We start from the raw sequence: 22,798 nt of genomic DNA, 5'->3' as shown, positions 1-22,798 counted from the left end.
GCGGTCCTGCGAGCGCCGTCCCGCCTCGAGGCTATCGAGACGGCGCGTCCGCCGTCAGCGGTTCAGCCCCAGCCGCCCCACCAGGCCTCGAGGTCCGGCTCGGCCTCCACCGCGCGCCAGCCCAGATCTGCCGCGCGGACCCGCAGCGTCCGCGCCGGCGGGACGGCCCCCTCGCGGTGCTCGCGCCACCGCGCGCGGGAAGAGGTCAGCGTTGCGAGGACGTCGCCCGCCTCGTCGGTCACCTCCACGCGCTCCACGCCGTCCCGCTCCAGCCTCAGCAGCCAGTCCGAGGCGTCCTTCGGCACAGGGCGCGCGCCGGGCTCGGCCGGGCGCACCGGCACCGCGACGTCGACGCCCCAGTCCGGGGCGGATCTCAGGGCCACGCGGGGGTCACTCGGCCCCGCCGCATCCGGCTCCCCCGCAGGCGCCTCGAGCGCCACGCGCTCGTCGGTCAGGCAGGCCGCGGCGGCGTCGCCCAGCGCCCCGCGCACGAGGAGCCGGGCGCTCGGGAACGCCTGCAGGAGGGCGTCCGCGCCCAGCACGGTGGCGGCGTCGCCGGCGGCCCCCAGCGTCACGGCCGCCCGTGCGGGGCGGTCCTCCCCGCCGAGGCCGAGGCTCAGCCCCCGTGCGGTGGGCGCGGCGATCCTCGGCGCGAGGACGAGGGCCTCGCGGTTCTTCACACGCCTGGCCTCGGCCGGGTCCTCGCGGCCGCCGAAGTCCTCCCCGGCCTGCCACGCGACGGCGCGCGGCTCGTACGCGAACGCTCCCCCGGCCCGCCACAGCCGGTGCGCGAGCTCCCAGTCCTCACCCCCGTAGCCGACGAAGGAGGGGTCGAAGCCGCCCGCGTCCTCGTAGACCTCGCGCGCCACCGTGAGCACCGCCGAGATGAGGAACCGGTAGGACGTGGAGTCCGCACGCCGCAGGTCCTCGGAGTCGGCGTAGGCCCGCGCGAGCCACGCGGGCTCCTCCAGGCGCGCCCACTCCGGGACGGACTCCCCCGGCCGCCAGCCACCCGCCTCCAGCAGCCGCGGGTCCAGATGACGACGCCGTCCCACCACCACGGCCAGGCCGCTCGCCGCGGGTGCGGCGCACGCGGCGGTGAGGTAGCCGGGCTCGGGGAGCATGTCGCCGTCGAGGAAGGCCAGCACGGAGCCCTCGGCGGCCTGGACCCCCAGCGCGCGGGCCGCCGAGGCGCGGAAGCCGCGGTCCTCGTGGCGCACCACGGCGGAGGCGAAGGGCAGCTCCGCGGGGAGCGCGGGCGGCTCGGGCGAGCCGTCGTCGGCGATCACCACCTGCAGCCGGGAGGCCGGGTGGTCCTGCGCGGCGAGGGCCGCGAGGAGCCGGTCCAGGTCCGCCTGCGCCCGGTAGTAGGGCACCACCACGGAGACCTCGGGCGCGGTCATGCCCACCCGTGGACCGTGGCCCACACGTCCGCGAGCCGCCGCGCGCACGTCTCGGGGCCGGGCTCGAGGCTCGTGCCGGGCGCCAGCCAGGTGCGGCGGTGGTCCTCCACGGCCTCCGCGATGGCCTCGGCCAGCGCGTAGTCCAGGGGACCGGTGTCCACGCCGGTGACCCGCAGCGTGCCGGGCCGCAGGCGCGCCATCTCCTGGACGTACCGGCCGCTCGGCACGATCGGCCGGCGCCCCACGCCCATCCACGAGCCGAGCGAGCCGGACGCCGAGACGTTGCGGTGCGCGGCCAGCGGGATGCCCGCGGCCAGCAGCGCGACGTCGGAGAGCTCGTCCGGCACGAAGCCCGTGGCGCGGAACTCCAGCCCGCGGTCCCGCGCGCTCTCGCACAGCTCCCGCACGAGGCGGTCGTGGCCCGCGGAGACCGGGCCGAGCGCGGTCACGCGGCGCGGCGCCCCGCTGCCCGGGCCCCACTGGCGGTGCAGCTCGGCGAGGGCGTCCAGCGCCACGGCGTGGCCCTTGCCCGGGTAGAGGAAGCCGAACACCACCACGTCGTCCTCGAGCCCGGCCAGGTGCTCCGGCAGCTCCGGCTGCGTGTCGGAGAGCATGGCGCGGCGGTCCTCCACGGGCAGCGGCACCACGTGCACGGCCACGTCCACGATGTCGTCCAGCAGCGCCCGCTCGTGCTCCGAGGAGACCACGACGCCGGCCACGTGCCGCGCGATCCGCGCGTAGGCCTCGGCGCGCCGCCGGAAGCGCTCCTCGCCCTCGGCGGCCTGGGGGATGTCGTGCAGGGTGAGCGTCACCGCCGGGGGCAGCACCTCGAGCAGGCAGTCGGCCGCCGCGGCGGGCGAGGGCCCGAACAGCGCGTCCGTCACGTCCAGGTGGACCGCCCGGCCGTCGTCGACGGCGTCCCGGAGGACCCCGGCGAGCCCCAGGAAGTCGGAGGAGTCCGTGGCGTGCAGGGGCTCGACGTCCGCGCCCAGCCCCTGGAGGGTGCGCCGCGCGGCGGCTCCGTGGCGCGTCACGCCGTGCTCGTCTGGACCCACGGTCGCGTACAGCACGCGCCCCCTCGCCTCCGGCTCCATCGTCACTGTTCCTCACGTGGTGGAATGGTGGTCTGCGCGGTGGCGTCGACTCAGGGAGTCGTGCCGGCCCACCGCCCAGGCCAGCCTACGACGTGCGCGGACCCGCGGGGGGACGCGGACACGCCGCTTCCACCGCCGTCCGAAAGCCACCGCCGTGACCCTCACCGTTCAGCACGTGCCCGCCGGGCACCCCTACAGCCGCGCCGTGCGTCCGCTGGACGCCTCCGCGGCCCCGGACGTGGAGTTCAGGCCGGACCCTCCCGTCCCCGGCGCGCCGGAGCACCAGTGGTGGCCGCCCCAGGCGCTCGACGCGTGCTGGCTCGCCGAGCACCGCCCGGACGTGCTGCACGTGCACTTCGGCTTCGAGCACCGCACCCCGGACGAGCTCGCGGCGGCCATGGACGCCCAGCACGCGCACGGCGGGGCCGTGGTGGTCACCGTGCACGACCTCGAGAACCCGCACCTGACGGACCAGACCCTGCACCGGCGGCGCCTGGCCGTGCTCCTGGAGGCCGCCGACGCCGTGTTCACCCTGACCCCCGGCGCGGCCGACGCGGTGGCCCGCGACTACGGGGTGCGGGCCCACGTGGTGCCGCATCCGCACATCGTCCCGCTCGACGCCCTCGCCGAGCTCGCCCCGGCGGACCCCGCCCCCGCCCCGGACGACGCCGGCCCCGCCGCCGGCGAGGACGACGAGGAGGAGCGCGCCGCCGTCGCCCCCGCCCGCCTCCTGGTGCACGCGAAGGACCTGCGCGCCCAGGTGGACCCCGTGGGGTTCCTGCCCACGCTCGCCGCCGCCGTCGGGATGCTGGACGAGCGCGGCCTGGAGACCCACGTGATCGTGGAGGTGCAGGACTCGGTGCGCAGCGAGGCGGACCTGGAGCGCCTGCGGGAGGGCTGCGAGCACCACGGCTTCGAGCTGTGGCAGCACGCCCGCCTGGCCGATCCCGAGCTGCACGCCCTGCTGCGCCGCGTCGCCGTGTCCGTGCTGCCCTACCGCACGGGCACGCACTCGGGCTGGGTGGAGATGTGCCGGGACCTCGGGGTGCCGGTGGCCGTGGCGGACATCGGGCACATCGCCGACCAGGCCCGTGCCTGGGCCTCCCCGGACAGCCTCGCCGCCTTCGACCCGGACGACGCCCGCTCCCTTGCGGACGCCCTCGAGCGGCTCCTGCGGGGCCGGCATCGGCTGCGCCCGGTGCCGGTGGCCGCGCGCGCGCGCCAGCGCCGCCGCGTGGCCGCCACCCACGTGGGCGCGTACCGGCAGGCGCTCGCACGCCGCCGCGGGCACAGCGTGGACGTCTCCGTGCTCATCATCACCGGCGGCCGCGACGAGCACCTGGCGCGCGTGCTGGCCGGGCTCGAGCGCTCGGTGCGCCGCCCGGACCAGGTGGTGGTCGTGTTCATGGACCAGCCCGACGGGGACGTGCCCGCCACGGGCCTGGACGTCACGGTCGGCCACGTGGCCGGCCGGGGCGGACTGCCGCTCGCGGAGGCCCGCAACGCCGCCGCCGCGCTGGCCACGGGCGAGGTGCTCGTGTTCCTCGACGTGGACTGCATCCCCGCCGCGGACACCGTGGGCACGCTCACCTCGGAGGTGGCCGCGCATCCGGGCTCCGTGGTGATGGGCACGCCGCGCTACCTCGGTGCCGGCTGGACCGCCGCGCTGCCGTCCGCGGGCACCCTCGGGGACGCGGGCGGCGAGCCCGGCACCGCGTCCCCGCCCCTCACCGACGGCGCCCTGCGCCGCCTCTCCGTGCCCCACCACGGGCGCGCCCACCTGACGGCCGGCCCCTCGGAGGAGTGGCACCTGGTGTGGACGCTCGTGCTGGCGATCGCGCGGTCCGACCTCGAACGGATCGGCGGCTTCGACGCGGGCTTCTCCGGCTACGGCGCCGAGGACACCGACATCGCCTTCCGCGCCCGCGACGCCGGGCTGCGGCTGCGCTTCAGCCCCGCCGAGGTGTTCCACCAGCACCACGGCGTCTTCTCCCCTCCGGTGAACCACCTCGAGGACATCCTGGTGAACGCGAAGCGGTTCCGTGCCGTGCACGGCCGGTGGGCCATGGAGGGGTGGCTGCGCGCCTTCGCGGAGGCCGGCCTGATCGCGTGGGATCCCGCGGGCGAGCGGCTCGAGCTGCTGCGCCGCCCGGGCCCCGAGGAGCTCGCCGCCGCCCGCCGGGAGGACGCCGCGTACTGAGCCCTCGGCCCGCTCAGGCCAGCGCCGCCTCCACCGCGTCCTCCCAGCGGCGGCGGTACTCCGCCGGATCCACGAGGAGGGCGGCGGCCAGGCGGTCCGCGGCGGACGGGTCCGCGAGGGCCCGCTCCACGGCCCCGGACCAGTCCGCGTCCGGGTCCTCCCACGCGCACCACGGCACGCCCGCGGCGCGCTCGGCGGCCCGGGCGAAGAACAGCTGCTCGGCGAAGGGCCGCGGCTCGGGCGCGAGCACCACGGGGCGGCCGGAGCGGGCCGCGTCCACGCTCGCGTTGTGGCCCGCGGACACCACCACGACGTCGGCCTCGGCCGCCCGCACGGGGACGTCGGGCGCCCAGCCGTGCAGGCGCACGTTCCCCGGCAGGCCGGCCGCGCGCGCGACGTCGGCGGGCTCGCCCGCGCCCGCCTCGCCGTCGGCGGCGGGCCGGGCGGCTGTGGCCTCGACTCCGGCGACGGGCCCGTAGACGTCCCACGTCGCGTGCGGGACCGCGGCGGCGGCCCGGGCGAGGGCGGCCGTGCTCACCCCTCCCCCGCCCGTGCCGGTGATGACACCGACGCGCGGACGGGCCGCGCCCGTCGTCGCCGCCGCGGCGCCGAGGCGGCCCGTGACGTCCGGGACGCCCAGGTGGGTGGTGCGCGCACCGTGGACGGCCTGCCACGCGGGGTCCTCGAGCGTGACCCCGTAGTGGGCGATCAGCCGGTCGGCCTCGGCGTAGACGAGCTCGTGGGCGGGGTCGGTGCGGTCGCCGTGCATGCGCCGGTGGATCACCGGGTAGCCCGCCAGGCGCAGGAACAGGGCGGCCTCCACGGAGACGTCCACGACGCACACGTCCGGCTCCGCCTCCTGCGCGGCGGCGAGCAGGGCGGCGAAGCGCGCGCGGATCACCGGGCCGGCGGGCGTGTGGTGCAGGGGCGAGCGCGCGGGCTGGACGTGCCCGTCCACGAGGTCCGTGGGCAGCGGGACGAGACGGGTCCCGGCGGGGAGCATGTCCCCCGCGGCGGGATGCGCCGTCACCACCGTGACGCTGAACGCCCCTGTTCCCGCGAGGTTGGCCGCGTGCCGGACGTGCCCGGATCCGTGCTGGTGGGCGTAGTAGAGGACGCGCCGCCTGCCCCCGCCGGTCACGAGCGCGGCGCCTCGTGGTCCTCGACGACCTGCTCGAGGAGGTCGAGGTAGCCCTCCACCATGGTGTCCGAGCTGAAGCGGCGGGCCCAGGCCTTCACGCGGCCGCGGTCCTTGCGGCGGGCGTGGCGGATGGAGTCGGTGAGCGTCTCGGCGGAGTGGTGCACGGCGAGGTCGCCGGCCTGCGGGGCCACGATCTCGCCCATCGAGCCGGAGAGCAGCGCCGCCACGGGGACCCCGAGCGCCATGGCCTCCACCGTGGCCAGGCCGAACGGCTCGGCCCACAGCGGCGTGGAGAGGTACACCTCGCCGGTGGCCAGCATGTCCGGCAGCGTGGAGTGGTCCAGGTGGCCGTGGTAGACGGTGTCCTCGCCCAGGCGGGGCAGGATCACGTCGTCGTAGTACGCCTGGTCGGAGATCGGCCCGGCGAAGTGCAGCTCCATGCCGGCGCCGCGGGCGGCGTCGATGGCGATGTGCAGGCCCTTCTCCCCCGTGATGCGCGCGGCCCACACGGCGCGGCCCGGCACGGGCGCGGCGTCGCTGACCCACTTCTGCAGCTCGATCCCGTTGGGCACCACGTCCACGCGGGGCAGGCGGTGCTGCCAGGCGATCGCGTTGGACGCGGAGACGGACGCCCAGCGGTGATGCTTCGGGGCGGTCCACCCGGGCTCGTCGAGGACGCGGAGCACGCGGTTCAGCGTGGCCGGGGTGTGGAGCACGGTGAGCATCGGCGCGGAGCGCATGCGCTGCAGCGGCACCGGGGTGAGGGAGTTGTTGAGCACGACGTCGGCGTCCGAGGCCAGCACGGCGTCGCAGGCCGCCTCCATCGCGCGCTCGCGCACGGCGACGGCCTCGTCGCCGTCGCCCATGGCGCCCTCCTTCGCCAGGACCGGGATGAACTCACCCGGCACCTGGGTGCCCTCCCGGCCGTACACGCGGACGTCATGGCCGCGGCGGACGAGGTGCTCCACGGTGAGGGCCGTGTGCATCTCGAGGCCGCCGGCGTACGGCGAACGGATGGGATGGAGCATGTGGGTGAGCACCGCGATGCGCATGGGTGGCCCCCTCTCGGCCCGGTGAGGGGCGACGACGCGCCCGGGAGGGGCGGCTGGCGAACAGACGTACGGGCCGACTGTACTGGCGCGCGGGGCGCGCGGAAAGTACACGAGGGCGGGGTCTGTCAAGGGGGTCCGGGAGAGTGATCCGGATCCCCTTCCCGCCGGGCTCGGCCGCGGAACGAGAAAGTCCCGGTCCGCCATCCGTGAGGATCGCGGACCGGGACGGTCCGTGGAGCTAAGGGGAATTGAACCCCTGACCTTTTCATTGCGAACGAAACGCTCTACCAACTGAGCTATAGCCCCAGGTCATGCCCTCTGCTCGAGGACACCGTAGAAGCATACTCCTGCCGTGCACGATCCTCCAATCGGGTCGCACGGCATCCGCGCCGGCGCCCGCCTCCCGGCACGGCCCACCGGCGCATCGCCCGCCCGACGGCGGCGCCCAGCGCCACCCCCGTGAGGTCCGCCGCCACGTCCCACGGATCCGCGCTGCGGTGCGGCACGAGGGTCAGCTGGAGGACCTCGGACACGGGCGCGTGGGCGGCGAGCGGCACGAGCCAGCCGGCCGGGAGCCGGGCGGCGGCGATCAGGGCGGCTGGTGCCGCGAAGATCGCCGCGTGGATCGCCTTGTCCAGGCCCGGCACCTCGAACCCGGCGCTCGGCACGGCCTGGCCCGGAAAGTAGAGGACCACGAGCTGGAGGAGGAGGGCGAGCGCCAGCGCGAGAAGCAGCGGAGCCCGACGGCGGCGGTGCGGCTCGGTCGCGGCGGGCTCGGCGTGGGCGGGGACGGGCGGCATCCGCCCACTGTAGGGCGCGGGCCACACCCGTCCCCGCCGTGCCGCCCGCGGCCGGGAGCGCGGTCAGGCCGCGCCGGTGTCCAGGAGGATCACGTCCAGACGTCGCGGGCCGTGGACGCCCTCGACGCGGACGAGCTCGATGTCCGAGGTGGCAGAGGGGCCCGAGATCATCGTGATCACGGCCGTCGGCGGGACGCGCTCGAGCGCCTCCGGGATGAGCTCCACCACCGACTCGACGGGCACGACGCACACATGGTGGTCGGGCACCAGGCTGAGCGCCCGGCGACCCTCGCCGGGGCGGCCGGTGAGGAAGATCGTGCCGGTCTCGGAGCAGGTCACCGTGGAGCCGGTGACGACGGCGTCGAGCCCGTCGAGCGCGCGGACGGTGAGCGGCTCGCCGGCGGCGCCGTCCACGAGGCGCTCGCGCCCCGCGGCGTCGTCGTCGGCGGGCAGCCACGCGGGGTCCAGCCCCGCGGGGGCCACGTAGCGCGCTCCCGCGCCGAGCAGGGCGCCGATCCGGGCACCCACCGTGGTGAGGTCCTCGCGGTGCACGCTCGCCTTGTAGTCCAGCAGGCGGTCCTCCAGCTGATGGAGGACGTCGGTCCGGCTCGCCTCGGAGTGGCGCCGGTAGGTCCGCTCCACGGGGTCCGGCGTCGGCCCGTCCTGCAGGGCCTCGCGGATGCGGCCGAGGATGGCGCTCTTCGCGTCGATGGGCTGGGGGGCGGTCATCGGTTCTCCTCGTCGTGCTCGTGTCCGTGCCTGCGCCACCACGTGCGGAAGGACTCCCGCGGTGGCGCGGGGACGTCGCGCTCGTCCGTCCAGTGGCCCGCGATGCCCGGCAGCCAGCCGAGCTTGCGGTCCGGCCCGGCGGCCAGGCGGCCGGCGGGCAGGCCACGCTCGGCCAGGCCCATGAGGGTCCCCGAGGACATGACCGTCTTCGCGCCGGCCATGAGCACGTCCATCTGCGAGGGGACGGGGACCCGGCTCTCCTCCCTCTTCCGGGCATGCGTGGCCATCACGTCCTCGTCGCGCAGGTGGACGAGGATCTCCGGGATGTTGATCGCGACGGGGCAGACGTCATAGCAGGCGCCGCACAGTGAGGACGCGTAGGGCAGGGAGCCGTTCTCGCCCTCCTCGACGCCGGTGAGCTGCGGGGAGAGGATCGCGCCGATCGGGCCCGGGTACACCGAGCCGTAGGCGTGGCCGCCGGTCTGCTCGTACACGGGGCACACGTTCATGCACGCCGAGCAGCGGATGCAGTGCAGGGCGGAGCGTCCCTCGGGATCGGAGAGGACGGCCGAGCGCCCGTTGTCCAGCAGGACCAGGTGGAACTCCTGGGGCCCGTCACCCTCGGTGACGCCCGTCCACATCGAGGTGTAGGGGTTCATGCGCTCTCCGGTCGAGGAGCGCGGAAGCAGCTGCAGGAAGACCTCGAGGTCCTGGAACGTGGGGACGATCTTCTCGATGCCCATCACCGTGATGAGGGTGTCCGGGAGGGTCAGGCACATGCGGCCGTTGCCCTCGGACTCCACCACGGTGAGCGTGCCGCTCTCGGCCACGCCGAAGTTCGCGCCGGAGATCGCCACCGAGGTGGTGAGGAACTTCTCCCGCAGGTGGGCGCGTGCGGTGTTCGCCAGCTCGGACGGATCGTCCGTGAGGCCGGGATCCGCGGTGGGGATCTCCCGGAGGAAGATGTCCCGGACCTCGCCGCGGTTGCGGTGGATCGCCGGGACGAGGATGTGCGAGGGGCGGTCGTGCCCCAGCTGGACGATCAGCTCCGCCAGGTCGGTCTCCGTGGCAGCGACCCCCGCCTTCGCGAGGGCGGCCTCCAGGCCGATCTCCTGCGTGGCCATGGACTTCACCTTGATGACCTCGTCCACGCCCTTCGCCGTGACCAGGTCCGTGATGATGCGATTCGCCTCCTCCGCGTCCCGCGCCCAGTGCACCACGCCGCCGCGCTCCGTCACGTTCCGTTCGAACTGCTCGAGGAGCTCGGGCAGCTCGGCCATGACCCGCTGCTTGAGGGCGGAGCCCGCCTGACGCAGCTCCGGCCAGTCCGGCAGCTCGTCCACGACGCGGCCGCGCTTCCCGCGGATCGTGTGGGTGGCGTGGCGGATGTTGGTGCGCATCTGGGCGTTGCCCAGCTCCTCGCGCGCGGAGGCGGGGAAGGGCGTCTCCAGCACGATGTCCCCCTGGCCGTGGACGCGGCGGACGGCGGGCATGCCGAGGCGGGTGCGGGTCATCGGACGGCCTCCTTCGGGATGGACAGCTCGACGGGGCCGGAGACGTCCAGCGGATGCTCCCGGGTGGCCGCGAGGATCTCGGCGAAGTGCAGGGTGGTGACGGGTCCGCCGTCGGGAGCCGTGGTGCCCCGCCGAGACATGGCGCCGCCGAGGTGGAGCAGGCAGGACGCGTCGCCGCCCGTGCAGACGGACGCGCCGGACCGCTCGACGTTCGCGATCTTCTCCTCGGCCATCGCCCCGGAGACGTCCGGGTTCTTGAGCGAGAAGGTGCCGCCGAACCCGCAGCACTCCTCGGCGTCCGGCAGCTCGCGGAAGTCGATGTCCGCCACCGTGCGCACGAGGTCCTTCTGCCGGTCGCCGAGCCGGAGCAGGCGCATGCCGTGGCAGGACGGGTGGTAGGTCACCGCGTGCGGGAACCACGAGTCGAGCTGGGCGGCCGCGTCGGTGACGCCGAGGACGTCGGTGAGCAGCTGGGAGAGCTCGTAGGTGCGCCCGGCCACCTCGGCGGCGTCGCGGGCGAGGCCCTCGTCCCCCACGCGACGCGCGACCATCGGCTGCTGGTGCCCCAGGGAGGCGACGCACGAGCCGGAGGGCGCGACGGCGACGTCGTACTCCGCGCGCTGGAAGGCGCGCACGTGGTTGCGGACCACGGGGACCGCATCGTCCAGGTAGCCGCTGTTGATGTGCATCTGGCCGCAGCAGCCCTGGCCCGGCGGGAAGACGACCTCGTGGCCGAGCCGTTCGAGGACGCGCACCGTGGCGAGTGCGACGCGCGGGTGCATGGCGTCCACGATGCACGTGGCGAACAGGGCGATCCTCATGAGCGGTCCCTCCGGGTCGGTCGATGTGGTCAGACCATATCAGGGCAGTGACGCGTGGCACAGGCCCACCCGATCCACGCCGCCCCGGCCGGCCCCGGCGGGCAGGGTGCGTCCGCCGCAGGACGGGCACGGTCGCCACTGGACTCCTCCCTTGCGCCCGTGATGCACGCCATATAGCGTCTGCGGTCAGACCACAGTGGTCAGTCCACACGGATGCGAGACCTCGCGACCCCGCCCCACCCCGGCCCAGCGCCCCACCCCCAAGGAGAACGCGTGCCCACGTTCACCGCGACGACCGACGCGGTCGCCGGCAGCCTCGGCCTGTCAGCCCTGCTCGGCACCCTTCCGCTGATCACCTTCTTCGCGCTCCTGCTCGTGCTCAAGGCCAAGGCCTGGCAGGCCGCCCTGGCATCCCTGGCGGTGGCCCTGCTGGTGGCTGTGCTGGGATTCGGCATGCCCGCCGGACTGGCGCTCCTCTCCGCGACCCAGGGAGCGGTCTTCGGCCTCCTCCCGATCGTGTGGATCGTGGTGATGGCGCTGTGGTTCTACCAGGTCACGGTGCTCTCAGGCCGCTTCGAGGACATGCGCGCCATCTTCGACTCGGTCGGTGGAGGCGACGTCCGCATCCAGGCCGTCCTGATCGCGTTCTGCTTCGGCGGCATGCTGGAGGCGCTGGCCGGATTCGGCGCCCCGGTGGCCATCACGGCGACCATGCTGCTCGCCCTCGGCCTCCCGCCCCTCAAGGCCGCGACGGTCGTGCTGATCGCCAACACCGCCCCCGTGGCGTTCGGCGCGGTCGGCATCCCGATCACGACGGCCGGCCAGCTCACCGGCATCCCCGCGGCGCACATCGGTGCCGTCGTCGGCCACCAGGCCCCCTTCGTCGCCGTGCTCGTCCCGTTCCTGCTGGTCTTCCTGATCGACGGGGTCCGGGGCGTGCGGGAGACCTGGCCGGCACTGCTCGTGATCGGCGGCGCCTTCTCCGTCGGCATCTGGTGGTCCTCGACGCACTTCTCCTACGAGCTGACCGACGTCGTGGCCTCCCTGCTCGCGATGGCCGCCGCCGTCGTCCTGCTCCGGTTCTGGCGCCCCCAGGGCGCGGCCGCGGCCGGCCAGCGCCTCGGCGTGCGCACTCCGGCACGAACGGAGGCGCTCACCCCCGGGCGCGTGTGGATGGCGGTGCTGCCCTACCTGCTGGTGGTGGCCGTCTTCGGCGTGGCGAAGCTCTGGACGCTGGGGGTGGACGTGCCGAAGCTGCTGGCCTCCAGCAACGTGAAGATCCCGTGGCCCGGCCTGCACGGGAACCTCGTCGACGGGGCCGGCGCGGCCATCTCGTCGACGGTGTACTCGCTGCCGTGGCTGTCCTCTCCCGGAACCCTGCTGCTGATCACCGGCCTGCTGGTCGCCGCCGTCTACGCGGTCCGCGACGGAGGCGGCCGCTACCGCCTCTCCTTCACCGACGCCCTCGCCGAGATCGGCCGGTGCTTCTGGCGCATGCGGTGGTCCGGGCTGACGATCGTCCTGGTGCTCTCCCTCGCCTACGTCATGAACTTCTCCGGCCAGACCCTGGCCATGGGCACGGCCATCGCCGCCGTGGGCGGGGCCTTCGCGTTCCTCTCCCCGGTCCTGGGCTGGCTGGGCACCGCCGTGACCGGCTCGGACACCTCGGCCAACGCGCTCTTCGCCACCCTCCAGCAGACCGCCGCCGAGAACACCGGGCTGGACCCCGCGCTCATGGTCGCCGCGAACACCTCGGGCGGCGTCGTCGGCAAGATGATCTCCCCGCAGTCCCTCGCCATCGCCGCCACAGCGGTCGGCATGGAGGGACAGGAGTCCAAGATCTTCCGCACGGTGGTGCCGTGGTCCGTGGGCCTGCTCCTGCTGGTCTGCCTGATCGTGTTCCTTCAGGCGACGGTGCTGCACGGCATGCTCCCGTGACCTCCTGCCGGACCGGCGCCGGCTGAGCGCGCCCGCAGGATCCACTATCCTGCGGGCACGGGTGCGCGGGGCCGCGCTCACCCCCGCCCCGTCCGCCCTGTCCAGGAGTCACCGTGCCCGCCCAGCCCTCGTACACCGTCATCCTCGACTGGCTGGAGGACGAGCTCCGCGGAGGCGGGTTCTCCGTCGGGGACAAGCTCCCGGGAGAGCGCGCCCTGGCCGAGCGCTTCGGGATCTCGCGGACCTCGGTCCGTGAGGCGACGCGCATGCTGGACGCCATGGGCCTGCTGCGGGCCTCGGCCGGCTCCGGCCCGAACGCCGGGACCATCCTGGTCTCCCAGCCCTCCGCGGCCCTCGCCTGGGCACTGCGCATGCACATCGCCACGCGGGCCCTGCCCATGGCGGACGTGGTCACCACGCGCGTCCTCCTCGAGACGGACGCCGCGCGGGCCGCGGCCCGCGCGGCCCAGGGGGCGGACGACGCCGCCCGCGCCGCCGCGCTCGACGACGCGGAGGCCCTCGTGGACCGGATGGACGACGAGGCCCTGCCCGCGGAGCAGTTCCACCGCCTGGACGCCGAGTTCCACGTCCTCCTCGCGTCGCTGGCCCGCAACGTGGTGGTGGAGACCGTCATGTCGTCGCTGCGCGAGGCGACCATCGGGTACGTCCAGGAGACCGTTGCCCTGCTCGACGACTGGCAGGACGTCCGGGCCGGACTCCAGCGGGACCACCGCGCGGTCCTGGCGCACGTCCGCGCTCGGGACGGGGACGCTGCCGCCGACGCCCTGCGCTCGCACATCCTGGGCTTCTACTCCCTCGCCGTTCGGTAGCCGCGCTCCGGCGGGCACGATCGCCCGGCGGCCCACGCCCATCCACGAACTCAGGGAGCCGGAGGCGGAGACGTTGTGGTGCGCCGCGAGCGGCACGGCGGCGGCGAGGAGGGCGGCGTCGGTGAGCTCGTCCGGCACGAAGCCGGTGGCGCGGAACTCCAGCCCCCGCTGCCGCGCCTCCTCGGCGAGCTCCTGCACCAGGGAGTCGTGGCCGGCGGACACGGGGCCCAGGGCGGTCACGCGCCCCGGGGCCTCGGAGCCGGGGCCCCACTGGCGGTGCAGCTCGGCGAGCGCCTCCAGCGCCACGGCGTGCCCCTTGCCGGGGTAGAGGTAGCCGAACACCACCACGTCCCGCTCCAGGCCCTCCAGATGCGGGGGCAGCGCGGGCCGCGGCGCCGCGACCGCGGCCCGGCGGTCCTCCACGGGCAGCGGCACCACGTGCGCGTCCACGTCCACGATGTCCGCCAGGAGGCTGCGCTCGTGCTCGGAGGAGACGACGACGGCGGCCACGTGCCGCGCGATCCGCGCGGACATCGTGGCCGACGTCGCCGGGCTGGACCCGGAGCGGGTGCGCGCCTGGACGTTCGTGCGCCTGGTGCTCAACGCCGTGGACGCGGCGGAGGAGGGTGAGGCGAAGACGGGTACGCCGAAGAACAGCGCGGAGGCCGACGCCTTCCGCACCCACATGATCGGGCTGGCGGGAGCCTTCGCGAGCTGACGGGCGTGCGGGGCTGCCCCGACCCCGGAACGCCGGGCGGCGCGCCCGCTCAGACTGACGGGACGCTCAGTCCGGCGCGCCGCTCAGGCGCTGAGGAAGTGCACCACGACGCCGATGCCCACCGAGGCGAGGGCGAGCATCGCGCAGCCGAGCTCCACGAGGATGCCCAGCCCCATGGCCTTGAGCGTGCTCCACGAGCTGGCGAGCGCGGCGCGGCCGTCCTTGAGGCGCGCCCACTGCGAGCCGAAGAGGCCGAGCGCGAAGCCCAGGAAGAGGCCCACGATCGGGACCACGAAGAAGCCGATCGCGCCGCACACCAGGCCCACGAGGATCGGGCCGCGCGGGACGCGCTCGCGGCGCAGACGCCGTCCGGTGAGCACGGCGGAGGCGCCCATGCCGGCGATCGAGAGGCCGGCGGCCACGAGGCCGAACGTCCACGAGGCGGTCGAGCCCAGGATCCAGGCCCACGCGATCGCGGTCACGAGGTTGAGAGCCGAGCCCGGCAAGATCGGGTAGACGGTGCCCACCAGCCCCACGAGGAGCAGGAGGAGGGCGAGGACGGAGACGACGATCGCGAGGGTCACGTCCCCAGTATGGGCGAGGGTCCGCCGTCGCTCAGCCGCGCTCCTGCGCCTGCAGGAACTCGAAGACCTGCACCTCGTCCACGCCCGGGAAGGCGCCGCTGGGCATGGCCGCCAGCAGGTGGGCGTTGGCGCGGGCCGCCGGCCACGCGTTGCCTCCCCACGCCGCCTCGAGCTCCGGGGAGGGCGTGCGGCAGCACGTGGGATCGGGGCAGCGGCTCACGCTGCGCGCCGTCGTCTCCCGGCCCTGGAACCACTTCGCGTCGTCGAACGGGACGCCCACGGTGAGGGAGTACAGGCCGGTGGATGTCGGCTCGACGACGGCGGCGCACCAGAAGGTGCCCGCCACGGTGTCCGTGTACTGGTGGAAGGAGCCCAGCCGGTCCGCCACGTCGAACACCTGCCGCGAGGTCCACTCCCGGCACGCGGGCTGCCCCTCGATGGCACCGATGTGGTCCGTGGGGAAGCGGACGCCGTCGTTCTCGTACGCCTTGTGGAACACCCCGGAGTCGCTGACCTTGGCGAAGTGGCAGCGGATGCCCAGGTGCTCGGTGGCGAGGTTGGTGAAGCGGTGGGCCGCGGACTCCCAGGAGACGCCGTAGCGGTCCCGCAGGTCGTCCACGGAGAGCTCGCGGCGCTCCTTGGCCTCCTTGAGCGCGCGCACGGTGCTCTCCTGCGGCATCATCAGGGCCGCCGCGAGGTAGTTGGTGAACACGCGCTGGCGCAGGAACTCCGAGTAGTCGCGCGGCTCGCCGTGGCCGAGCACGGCGGAGCAGACCGCCTGGAGCAGCACGGCGCGCGGGTCGTGCGCCGGGCGCCGCGAGCGGGCCAGGTAGATGCGCCGGTTCTTCAGGTCCGTCACGGAGCGGGTGGAGTGGGGCAGGTCCGGGACGAACCGCACGGAGAAGCCCACGTGGTCCGCGATGGCGGAGACGTCCTGGTGGGTCAGCGGGCCCTCAGAGTCCCGGACGACGGCGCGCAGCGCGCTGGCCTGGCGCTCCAGGTCCGCGTAGTGGTTGCCGCGGCGGCGCATCTCCTCGCGCAGCTCGCTGTTGGCCCGGCGCGCCTCCTCGGGCGTGGAGACGCGCTCGGCCATCTGCCGGTCCAGCTCGGCCTGCAGTCCCGCGATCACCTCGAGCACCTCGGTGGGCGTGCCGACCCCGACCTTGACGGGCGGCAGGCCGAGGCGCTCGAAGAGGGGCCCGCGCTGGGCGCGCTCCACCGCGATCTCGAGGGCGGCGCGGCGGCTGGGGACGTCGGGGCGCAGCAGCTCCTCCACGCCGACGCCGAGCGTCTCGGCGAGGCGTCCCACGAGCTGCAGGCGCGGCTCGCGCCGGCCGTTCTCCACGAGGGAGAGATGGGAGGCGGTGACGCCGGCGGCCTCGGCCACCTGGGCGAGGGTGCGCCCGGACTCGCGCCGCAGGTGGCGCAGGCGGCGGCCGAAGACGAGGGGGTCGACGGCGCCGCCTCCCGCGTCCGCCGCCTCGATGCGGGTCGGTTCCATGGGGCCAGCGTAGGGGGGCGAGGGCCACTCCGGTAGGCCTTTCAGTCATTTTTCTAGAAGTTTCCGGGCCCGCAGACCCTCATTCCCTGAGTTGACGCGTCAATCTGGCCGGAAACGCTGATTTATGACAGGCGGACAAAACGGCCCGTTGTTCTTCCCGGAATCGTCTTCCAGACCCGTACGAGCGGGTCCAGAGTGAGAACACACCCCGGGGAACGGGACGCCGCGACGAAGCGGCCGACCGCTCCTCCCACCCCCTCCCGAGAGGACAGCGATCATGACCGAGCAGACCGCCCCCACCGCCGAGCAGCTCGCCCAGCAGTGGGCGACCGACGCCCGCTGGGCCACCACCGAGCGCACCTTCTCCGCCGAGGACGTCGTCCGCCTGCGCGGCCGTGTCCAGGAGGAGCACACCCTGGCCCGCCGCGGCTCGGAGAAGCTGTGGAACCAGCTCACGAAGGAGCACGCCGGCGGCGAGTTCACCAACGCCCTCGGCGCCCTCACCGGCAACCAGGCCGTGCAGCAGGTCAAGGCCGGCCTGCGCGCCGTGTACCTCTCCGGCTGGCAGGTCGCCGCCGACGCCAACCTCTCCGGTCACACCTACCCGGACCAGTCGCTGTACCCCGCGAACTCCGTGCCCACCGTGGTGCGCCGCATCAACAACGCGCTGCTGCGCGCGGACCAGATCGAGCACTCCGAGGGCATCCAGTCCGTCGAGGACTGGCTCGTGCCGATCGTCGCCGACGCGGAGGCCGGCTTCGGCGGCCCCCTCAACGCCTACGAGCTCATGAAGTCCATGATCGTGGCCGGCGCCTCGGGCGTGCACTGGGAGGACCAGCTCGCCTCGGAGAAGAAGTGCGGCCACCTGGGCGGCAAGGTGCTCATCCCCACCGGCCAGCACATCCGCACCCTGAACGCCGCCCGCCTCGCGGCCGACGTCGCCGACGTCCCCTCCGTGATTATCGCCCGCACCGACGCCGAGGCCGCCACCCTCATCACCTCCGACGTCGACGAGCGCGACACGGAGTTCATCACCGGCGAGCGCACCGCCGAGGGCTTCTACAAGGTCCGCAACGGCATCGAGCCCTGCATCGCCCGCGCCAAGGCCTACGCCCCCTACTCCGACCTCATCTGGATGGAGACCGGCACCCCGGACCTGGAGCTGGCCCGGAAGTTCGCCGAGGCCGTCAAGTCGGAGTTCCCCGACCAGATGCTCTCCTACAACTGCTCGCCGTCCTTCAACTGGCGCAAGAACCTGGACGACGACACCATCGCCAAGTTCCAGCGCGAGCTCGGCGCCATGGGATACACGTTCCAGTTCATCACCCTGGCCGGCTTCCACGCCCTCAACCACTCCATGTTCGACCTGGCCAAGGGCTACAACGAGCGCCAGATGTCCGCGTACGTGGAGCTGCAGGAGCGCGAGTTCGCCGACGAGGCGCGCGGCTACACCGCCACCCGTCACCAGCGCGAGGTGGGCACCGGCTACTTCGACGCCGTCTCCACCGCCATCAACCCCGACTCGTCCACGGTGGCCCTCCGGGAGTCCACCGAGGCCGGCCAGTTCCACTGAGCCGTTCCTCCCCCGACTGCGAACCGCGAAGACCCTAGGAGCAAGCCATGATGACCCTGCAGACGAGCTTCGGCGACAGCACGCTGAACGGCGTGCGGGTGCTGGGCGACCCCGTCCCCGGCCAGAGGGAGATCCTCACCCCGGAGGCGATCGACTTCCTGGCCGCCCTGCACCGCGCGATGGAGCCGCGTCGGCGGGAGCTCATGGGGCTTCGCGAGGAGCGCCGGGACCGCATCGCCGGGGGCGCCACCCTCGACTTCCTCCCCGAGACCCGCAAGGTCCGGGAGGACGCGTCGTGGCACGTGGCGCCCCTGGCCCCCGGACTGAAGGACCGCCGTGTGGAGATCACCGGTCCGGTGGACCGGAAGATGACCATCAATGCGATGAACTCCGGCGCCCGCGGCTGGCTCGCCGACTTCGAGGACTCCTCCACCCCCTCCTGGGAGAACGTGATCGCCGGCCAGGTGAACCTGCGGGACGCCATCCGCGGGACCATCTCCCTGAGCGCCGGCGGCAAGGAGTACCAGCTGAACGGTGAGGCCCTCACCGACCACCCCACCATCAACGTGCGCCCCCGCGGCCTGCACCTGATGGAGGACCGCATCGAGGTGGACGGCTCGCCCGTGTCCGGCGCCCTCACGGACTTCGCCCTGTACTTCTTCCACAACGCGAAGGAGCTCATGGCCCGCGGCCGCGGCCCGTACTTCTACCTCCCCAAGACGGAGTCGCACCTGGAGGCGCGCTGGTGGAACTGCGTGTTCGTCCGGGCTCAGGACCTCCTGGCGGTGCCGCAGGGCACCGTCCGCGCCACCGTGCTGATCGAGACCATCACGGCCGCGTTCGAGATGGAGGAGATCCTCTACCAGCTGCGCAACCACGCGGCCGGCCTGAACGCGGGCCGCTGGGACTACATCTTCAGCATCATCAAGACCTTCCGCGACCGCGGCGCCGACTTCGTGCTCCCCGACCGCTCCGAGGTCACCATGACCCAGCCGATGATGCGGGCCTACACCGAGCTGCTGGTGCGCACCTGCCACCGGCGCGGCGCCTCGGCGATCGGCGGCATGGCCGCGCAGATCCCGAGCCGCAAGGACGCGGAGGCCAACGCCGCCGCCCTCGAGAAGGTCCGCGCGGACAAGAGCCGCGAGGCCGGCGACGGCTTCGACGGCTCCTGGGTGGCCCACCCGGACCTCGTGCCCGTGGCCATGGAGGTCTTCGACGGGGTGCTGGGGGAGGAGCCCAACCAGATCCGCACCCGCCGCCGCGAGGACGTCGTGCCGGACGCCGCGGCCCTCATCGACGTGAGGTCCACGGTCGGCTCGATCACCGAGCGGGGGCTGCGGACCAACATCGAGGTCGGCATCCGCTACCTCGAGTCCTGGCTGCGGGGCAACGGCGCCGCCGCCATCCACAACCTCATGGAGGACGCGGCCACCGCCGAGATCTCCCGCTCGCAGCTCTGGCAGTGGGTGAACGCCGGCTCCACCGCGAAGCTCACCGACGGCGGGGAGCGCACCGTGACCCGCGAGTGGGTGCAGCAGCTCACCGACGAGGAGTTCGCCGCCATCGAGCGCACCGAGGGCGACCGGTTCGACGACGCACGGGAGGTGTTCACCTCGGTGGCCCTCGCGGAGGAGTTCCCGGACTTCCTCACGCTCCCGGCCTACGAGAGGTTCCTCTCGGCCGAGGCCCGCGCCCGTCGCGAGGCCACGGGCGGCACGCCCGCCTGAACCGCGGAGATCACGCGCCACGCCGCCGCCGCCTGCCCCTCCCGGGGCGGGCGGCGGCGTCGTGGTGGGCCGGCGCTCAGACGGCGGCGCGGACGATGATCCCGAGGCCCATGGTCTTGAGGGCGTTGACGGAGCTGGCCCTGGCGGCGCGGCCGTCCTTGAGGCGCGCCCACTGCGAGGCGAACAGGCCCACCGCGAAGCCGATGAACAGGCCGACCACGGGGAGGACGAAGAAGCCGATGATCGCCCCGACGACGCCGGCCATGATCGGCCCGCGCGTCACCTTCTCCCGGCGCAGCGAGCGGCCCGTGAGCACGGCGGACGCGCTCAGGCCCGCGATCGCCAGGCCGGCCGCGACGATGCCGAACGTCCAGGAGGCACTGGACCCGAGGATCCACGCCCACGCGAGGGACGGGATGAGGATCGAGCCGGGCAGGATCGGGTAGACCGTGCCGACCACCCCGACCATGATCAGGAGGACGGCAAGGAGGGACACGGCGATCGCGAGGGTGGTCGCCGCTCCAGTATGACGGGCCGCCCAGGGAGAGCAGGCGCCGCTGCCGCCGGCGGGCGGGCCGCGCCCGCTCAGCCCCGCTGCCAGGGCCGCTCACCGTGCTCGTGCCGGAACACGAGTGAGGTGCGGGTGGAGGCCACGGCCGGATCCGCGGAGAGGTTCTTGAGCACGAACCGGGAGACCTCCTCCGAGTCCCCGACCGCCACGTGGAGGAGGAAGTCCTCCTCGCCGCCGAGGAAGAACACCTGCTGGACGCCGGGCAGGCAGCGCATCTGCTCGAAGAGCTCCTCCATGCGGTGGCGGGCCCCCGGGCGGATGCGCACGGAGACCAGGGCAACCAGGCCGTTCCCCAGGGCGGCCGGGTCCACCTCCACGGTGAAGCCGCGCACCGCTCCGGACGCGCGCAGCGCCTTGAGCCGGGCGAGGCACGTGGACGGCGCCACCCCGAGCTCCTCCGCGAGCGAGGCGTTGGTGCGGCGCGCGTCCTGCCGCAGCAGCTCGAGGAGCCGCCGGTCCACCCGGTCGAGGGACTGCAGATGCTTCATGGTTCCGGCCTCACTGTGAGCTGTGTGGTGAAGATTCCGTCCAATTCTGCGGTCTGGGCACACGATCCTTCGGGACCTGGTCCGCTCTGCCGACGGGAACGCTAGATTCGCGCCCATGCTGATCGGAGTGCCCACAGAGGTCAAGAACAACGAGTTCCGCGTTGCCCTCACGGACGGCGGCGTCCTGGAGCTGGCCCGGCGCGGCCACGAGGTCCTGGTGCAGGCCGGCGCCGGCGTCGGGTCCGGGATCACGGACGAGGCCTACGGCGAGGCGGGCGCCCAGCTCGTGGAGAGCGCGGACGAAGTGTGGGAGCGCGCGGAGCTCCTGCTGAAGGTCAAGGAGCCCGTGGCCGAGGAGCACCACCGCCTGCGCCGCGGCCAGGTCCTCTTCACCTACCTCCACCTCGCCGCCGACGCCGAGGGCACCCGCGCCCTCCTGGACTCCGGCACCACCGCGATCGCCTACGAGACCGTCACCCGCGGCCGCGCCCTGCCGCTGCTGGCCCCGATGTCCCAGGTGGCCGGTCGCCTCGCCCCCACGGCCGGCGCCTACCACCTCACCCAGGCGCAGGGCGGCTCGGGCGTGCTGCTCGGCGGCGTGCCCGGCACCCGCCGCGGACGCGTGGCCGTGATCGGCGCGGGCGTCGCGGGCGAGAACGCGGCCGTCGTCGCCGCGGGCATGGGCGCGGACGTGACCGTGCTGGACATCAACCTGGAGCGCCTCGCTCAGCTGGACGCCACCCACAACGGGCGCTTCCGCACGCTGGCCTCCTCCCACCTGTCCATCGCCGAGACCGTGGCGGACGCGGACCTCGTGATCGGCTCCGTGTTGATCCCCGGCGCGACGGCCCCCAAGCTGGTCACGGCGGAGATGGTGGAGGCGATGCGCCCGGGCACCGTGCTCGTGGACATCGCGATCGACCAGGGCGGCTGCTTCGAGAACTCCCGCGCCACCACGCACCAGGACCCCACGTACCGCGTGGGCGAGCAGGTCTACTACTGCGTGGCCAACATGCCCGGTGCCGTGCCGCAGACCTCCACGGCCGCCCTCACGAACGCGACCCTGCCCTACATCCTGAAGATCGCCGACGCCGGCTGGCGCGCCGCCCTCTCCTCCGACGAGGGATTCGCCGCGGGGCTCAACGCCCACGAGGGCTCCCTCACCCTGCGCTCCGTGGCCGAGGCGCTCGCCGACCCGCTCGGGCTGGACGCGGAGACGGACGTGCGCGTCACCGCGGACGTGCTCGCCGAGGCCTGATCCGACCGACGACGCGGGGCCCGGACGGTCGGATCCGTCCGGGCCCCGCGTCGTCCGGGCTCACTGCCCGAGAGCGTCCGGCTCAGAGCCCAGCGAGGAACTCCCGGTGGAAGGACCAGTCGCCGGTGACCTCGGGGTGGAAGCTCGTGGCGAGCAGGCGCCCCTGGCGCACGGCCACGGGCAGGCGCGCGTCGTCGTCGAGCCCCAGCCCCGCAGGGTCCACGGACAGGCGCGAGGCCGGCACGCTCGCCAGGACCTCGACGTCGGCGCCGGCGGCCAGCACTGCGGGCGCGCGGATGAACACGGCATGCACCGGGTCCGCCGAGACGGCGGGGACGGCGAGGTCCTCCTCGAACGAGTCCACCTGCGCGCCGAACGCGTTGCGCCGCACCGTGACGTCCAGGACGCCGAGACTGCCCTGGCCCGGGGCAGGGTTCTGGATCCCGTCCGCCAGCATGATGAGGCCGGCGCACGTGCCGTAGGCCGGCAGGCCCGCGCGGAGGGCCGCGGCGAGCGCGTCCTTGAGCGCCATGATCCGCGCGAGCCGGTCCATCACGGACGACTCCCCTCCGGGCAGGACGATCCCGTCGAGCCCCTCGAGGTCGGCGGGGCGCCGCACCAGCCGGGTCTGCGCGCCGAGCGCCTCGAGGACGTGCACGTGCTCGCGGACGTCGCCCTGGAGCGCGAACACCCCGACGAGCCTCCCGTTGCTGGAACCCTGGTCGCCGTCCGGCCGCGTCGTCGTCATTCCCCTGATGCTAGCTGTTGTGGGTCATGAGGTTCTTGCCACGGGGTACGGGCTGAGATGAGACGAGCGGGTCCCTGCCGCAGGATGGAAGTTCCTCAACAACCC

The 22,798-nt window shown here is 74.1% G+C and carries 20 protein-coding genes and 1 tRNA gene; 7 read left to right on the top strand and 14 right to left on the bottom strand.

Going from position 1 to position 22,798, the window contains the following annotated elements; all coding sequences use genetic code 11:
• Positions 1-62: 62 nt before the first annotated feature.
• Both AB0302_RS10600 and AB0302_RS10595 read right to left on the bottom strand, forming a co-directional pair.
• Positions 63-1,403 (bottom strand): glycosyltransferase, encoded by a 1,341-nt coding sequence (locus tag AB0302_RS10600; RefSeq protein ID WP_319074449.1) that lies wholly within the window; start codon positions 1,401-1,403, stop codon positions 63-65.
• The gene (locus tag AB0302_RS10595) at positions 1,400-2,473 is read right to left on the bottom strand and encodes a hypothetical protein (RefSeq protein ID WP_366371963.1); all 1,074 of its coding nucleotides are present in this window, start codon (positions 2,471-2,473) and stop codon (positions 1,400-1,402) included. Before AB0302_RS10595 ends, AB0302_RS10600 begins: the two co-directional genes overlap by 4 nt.
• 178 nt (positions 2,474-2,651) lie before the next feature.
• Here AB0302_RS10595 and AB0302_RS10590 point away from each other — a divergent pair, with 178 nt between their 5' ends.
• Positions 2,652-4,697: a glycosyltransferase gene (locus AB0302_RS10590; RefSeq protein WP_366371961.1), complete on the top strand. Its 2,046-nt coding sequence runs from the start codon at positions 2,652-2,654 to the stop codon at positions 4,695-4,697.
• Between the two features lie 13 nt (positions 4,698-4,710).
• Here the strand turns inward: AB0302_RS10590 and AB0302_RS10585 are convergent, their stop codons facing one another.
• The 7 genes from AB0302_RS10585 to AB0302_RS10555 all read right to left on the bottom strand — a co-directional run bounded on the left by AB0302_RS10585 (position 4,711) and on the right by AB0302_RS10555 (position 10,754).
• The gene (locus AB0302_RS10585; protein WP_298712303.1) at positions 4,711-5,838 is read right to left on the bottom strand and encodes a glycosyl transferase; all 1,128 of its coding nucleotides are present in this window, start codon (positions 5,836-5,838) and stop codon (positions 4,711-4,713) included.
• Positions 5,835-6,890 (bottom strand): glycosyltransferase, encoded by a 1,056-nt coding sequence (locus AB0302_RS10580; RefSeq protein ID WP_298712300.1) that lies wholly within the window; start codon positions 6,888-6,890, stop codon positions 5,835-5,837. The genes AB0302_RS10585 and AB0302_RS10580 overlap by 4 nt, the downstream gene beginning before the upstream one ends.
• A gap of 233 nt (positions 6,891-7,123) precedes the next feature.
• Positions 7,124-7,196 (bottom strand) — tRNA-Ala (locus AB0302_RS10575).
• The gene (locus tag AB0302_RS10570) at positions 7,187-7,690 is read right to left on the bottom strand and encodes a VanZ family protein (protein ID WP_366371958.1); all 504 of its coding nucleotides are present in this window, start codon (positions 7,688-7,690) and stop codon (positions 7,187-7,189) included. Before AB0302_RS10570 ends, AB0302_RS10575 begins: the two co-directional genes overlap by 10 nt.
• 63 nt (positions 7,691-7,753) lie before the next feature.
• Positions 7,754-8,419, bottom strand: coding sequence for an LUD domain-containing protein (locus AB0302_RS10565; RefSeq protein WP_319074442.1), 666 nt, complete (start codon positions 8,417-8,419; stop codon positions 7,754-7,756).
• Positions 8,416-9,933 (bottom strand): LutB/LldF family L-lactate oxidation iron-sulfur protein, encoded by a 1,518-nt coding sequence (locus tag AB0302_RS10560; protein WP_319074440.1) that lies wholly within the window; start codon positions 9,931-9,933, stop codon positions 8,416-8,418. The genes AB0302_RS10565 and AB0302_RS10560 overlap by 4 nt, the downstream gene beginning before the upstream one ends.
• Positions 9,930-10,754: a (Fe-S)-binding protein gene (locus tag AB0302_RS10555; RefSeq protein WP_366371955.1), complete on the bottom strand. Its 825-nt coding sequence runs from the start codon at positions 10,752-10,754 to the stop codon at positions 9,930-9,932. Before AB0302_RS10555 ends, AB0302_RS10560 begins: the two co-directional genes overlap by 4 nt.
• Positions 10,755-11,027: 273 nt before the next feature.
• Here AB0302_RS10555 and AB0302_RS10550 point away from each other — a divergent pair, with 273 nt between their 5' ends.
• The 3 genes from AB0302_RS10550 to AB0302_RS10540 all read left to right on the top strand — a co-directional run bounded on the left by AB0302_RS10550 (position 11,028) and on the right by AB0302_RS10540 (position 14,240).
• Positions 11,028-12,692, top strand: a complete 1,665-nt coding sequence (locus AB0302_RS10550) for an L-lactate permease (RefSeq protein ID WP_366371953.1) — start codon at positions 11,028-11,030, stop codon at positions 12,690-12,692.
• A 113-nt stretch (positions 12,693-12,805) separates the two neighbouring features.
• Positions 12,806-13,522 carry an FCD domain-containing protein gene (locus AB0302_RS10545; RefSeq protein WP_366371951.1) on the top strand — a complete coding sequence of 239 codons (717 nt, stop codon included), beginning with the start codon at positions 12,806-12,808 and terminating at the stop codon, positions 13,520-13,522.
• Positions 13,523-13,979: 457 nt separating this feature from the next.
• Positions 13,980-14,240, top strand: a complete 261-nt coding sequence (locus AB0302_RS10540; RefSeq protein ID WP_298712277.1) for a hypothetical protein — start codon at positions 13,980-13,982, stop codon at positions 14,238-14,240.
• Between the two features lie 83 nt (positions 14,241-14,323).
• On the opposite strand, the gene AB0302_RS10535 is transcribed toward AB0302_RS10540, so the two are convergent.
• The gene (locus AB0302_RS10535; protein WP_298712275.1) at positions 14,324-14,824 is read right to left on the bottom strand and encodes a DUF456 domain-containing protein; all 501 of its coding nucleotides are present in this window, start codon (positions 14,822-14,824) and stop codon (positions 14,324-14,326) included.
• A 31-nt stretch (positions 14,825-14,855) separates the two neighbouring features.
• Complete coding sequence (locus AB0302_RS10530) at positions 14,856-16,325, bottom strand: helix-turn-helix domain-containing protein (RefSeq protein ID WP_366371948.1); 1,470 nt, start codon at positions 16,323-16,325, stop codon at positions 14,856-14,858.
• A gap of 277 nt (positions 16,326-16,602) precedes the next feature.
• Between AB0302_RS10530 and aceA the strand changes: the two genes are divergently transcribed.
• Together aceA and aceB are read left to right on the top strand one after the other, a co-directional pair.
• A complete protein-coding gene (aceA, locus tag AB0302_RS10525; protein WP_298712271.1) occupies positions 16,603-17,898 on the top strand; it encodes an isocitrate lyase in 1,296 nt (431 codons plus the stop codon).
• Between the two features lie 47 nt (positions 17,899-17,945).
• A complete protein-coding gene (aceB, locus tag AB0302_RS10520) occupies positions 17,946-19,628 on the top strand; it encodes a malate synthase A (RefSeq protein WP_366371946.1) in 1,683 nt (560 codons plus the stop codon).
• Positions 19,629-19,704: 76 nt separating this feature from the next.
• On the opposite strand, the gene AB0302_RS10515 is transcribed toward aceB, so the two are convergent.
• The gene (locus AB0302_RS10515; protein WP_298712267.1) at positions 19,705-20,124 is read right to left on the bottom strand and encodes a DUF456 domain-containing protein; all 420 of its coding nucleotides are present in this window, start codon (positions 20,122-20,124) and stop codon (positions 19,705-19,707) included.
• Positions 20,125-20,213: 89 nt separating this feature from the next.
• Complete coding sequence (locus AB0302_RS10510) at positions 20,214-20,687, bottom strand: Lrp/AsnC family transcriptional regulator (protein ID WP_298985205.1); 474 nt, start codon at positions 20,685-20,687, stop codon at positions 20,214-20,216.
• Positions 20,688-20,802: 115 nt separating this feature from the next.
• Here AB0302_RS10510 and ald point away from each other — a divergent pair, with 115 nt between their 5' ends.
• Positions 20,803-21,945, top strand: coding sequence for an alanine dehydrogenase (gene ald, locus AB0302_RS10505; protein WP_366371943.1), 1,143 nt, complete (start codon positions 20,803-20,805; stop codon positions 21,943-21,945).
• An 82-nt stretch (positions 21,946-22,027) separates the two neighbouring features.
• Here the strand turns inward: ald and pdxT are convergent, their stop codons facing one another.
• Complete coding sequence (pdxT, locus tag AB0302_RS10500) at positions 22,028-22,693, bottom strand: pyridoxal 5'-phosphate synthase glutaminase subunit PdxT (protein ID WP_298985209.1); 666 nt, start codon at positions 22,691-22,693, stop codon at positions 22,028-22,030.
• Positions 22,694-22,798: the final 105 nt, after the last annotated feature.

The sequence above is a fragment of the Micrococcus sp. NPDC078436 genome (assembly GCF_040702705.1).
Lineage (GTDB): Bacteria > Actinomycetota > Actinomycetes > Actinomycetales > Micrococcaceae > Micrococcus.
Note: the sequence above shows the minus strand (reverse complement) of the source record. Positions and strands in the feature narration are given on the sequence as shown.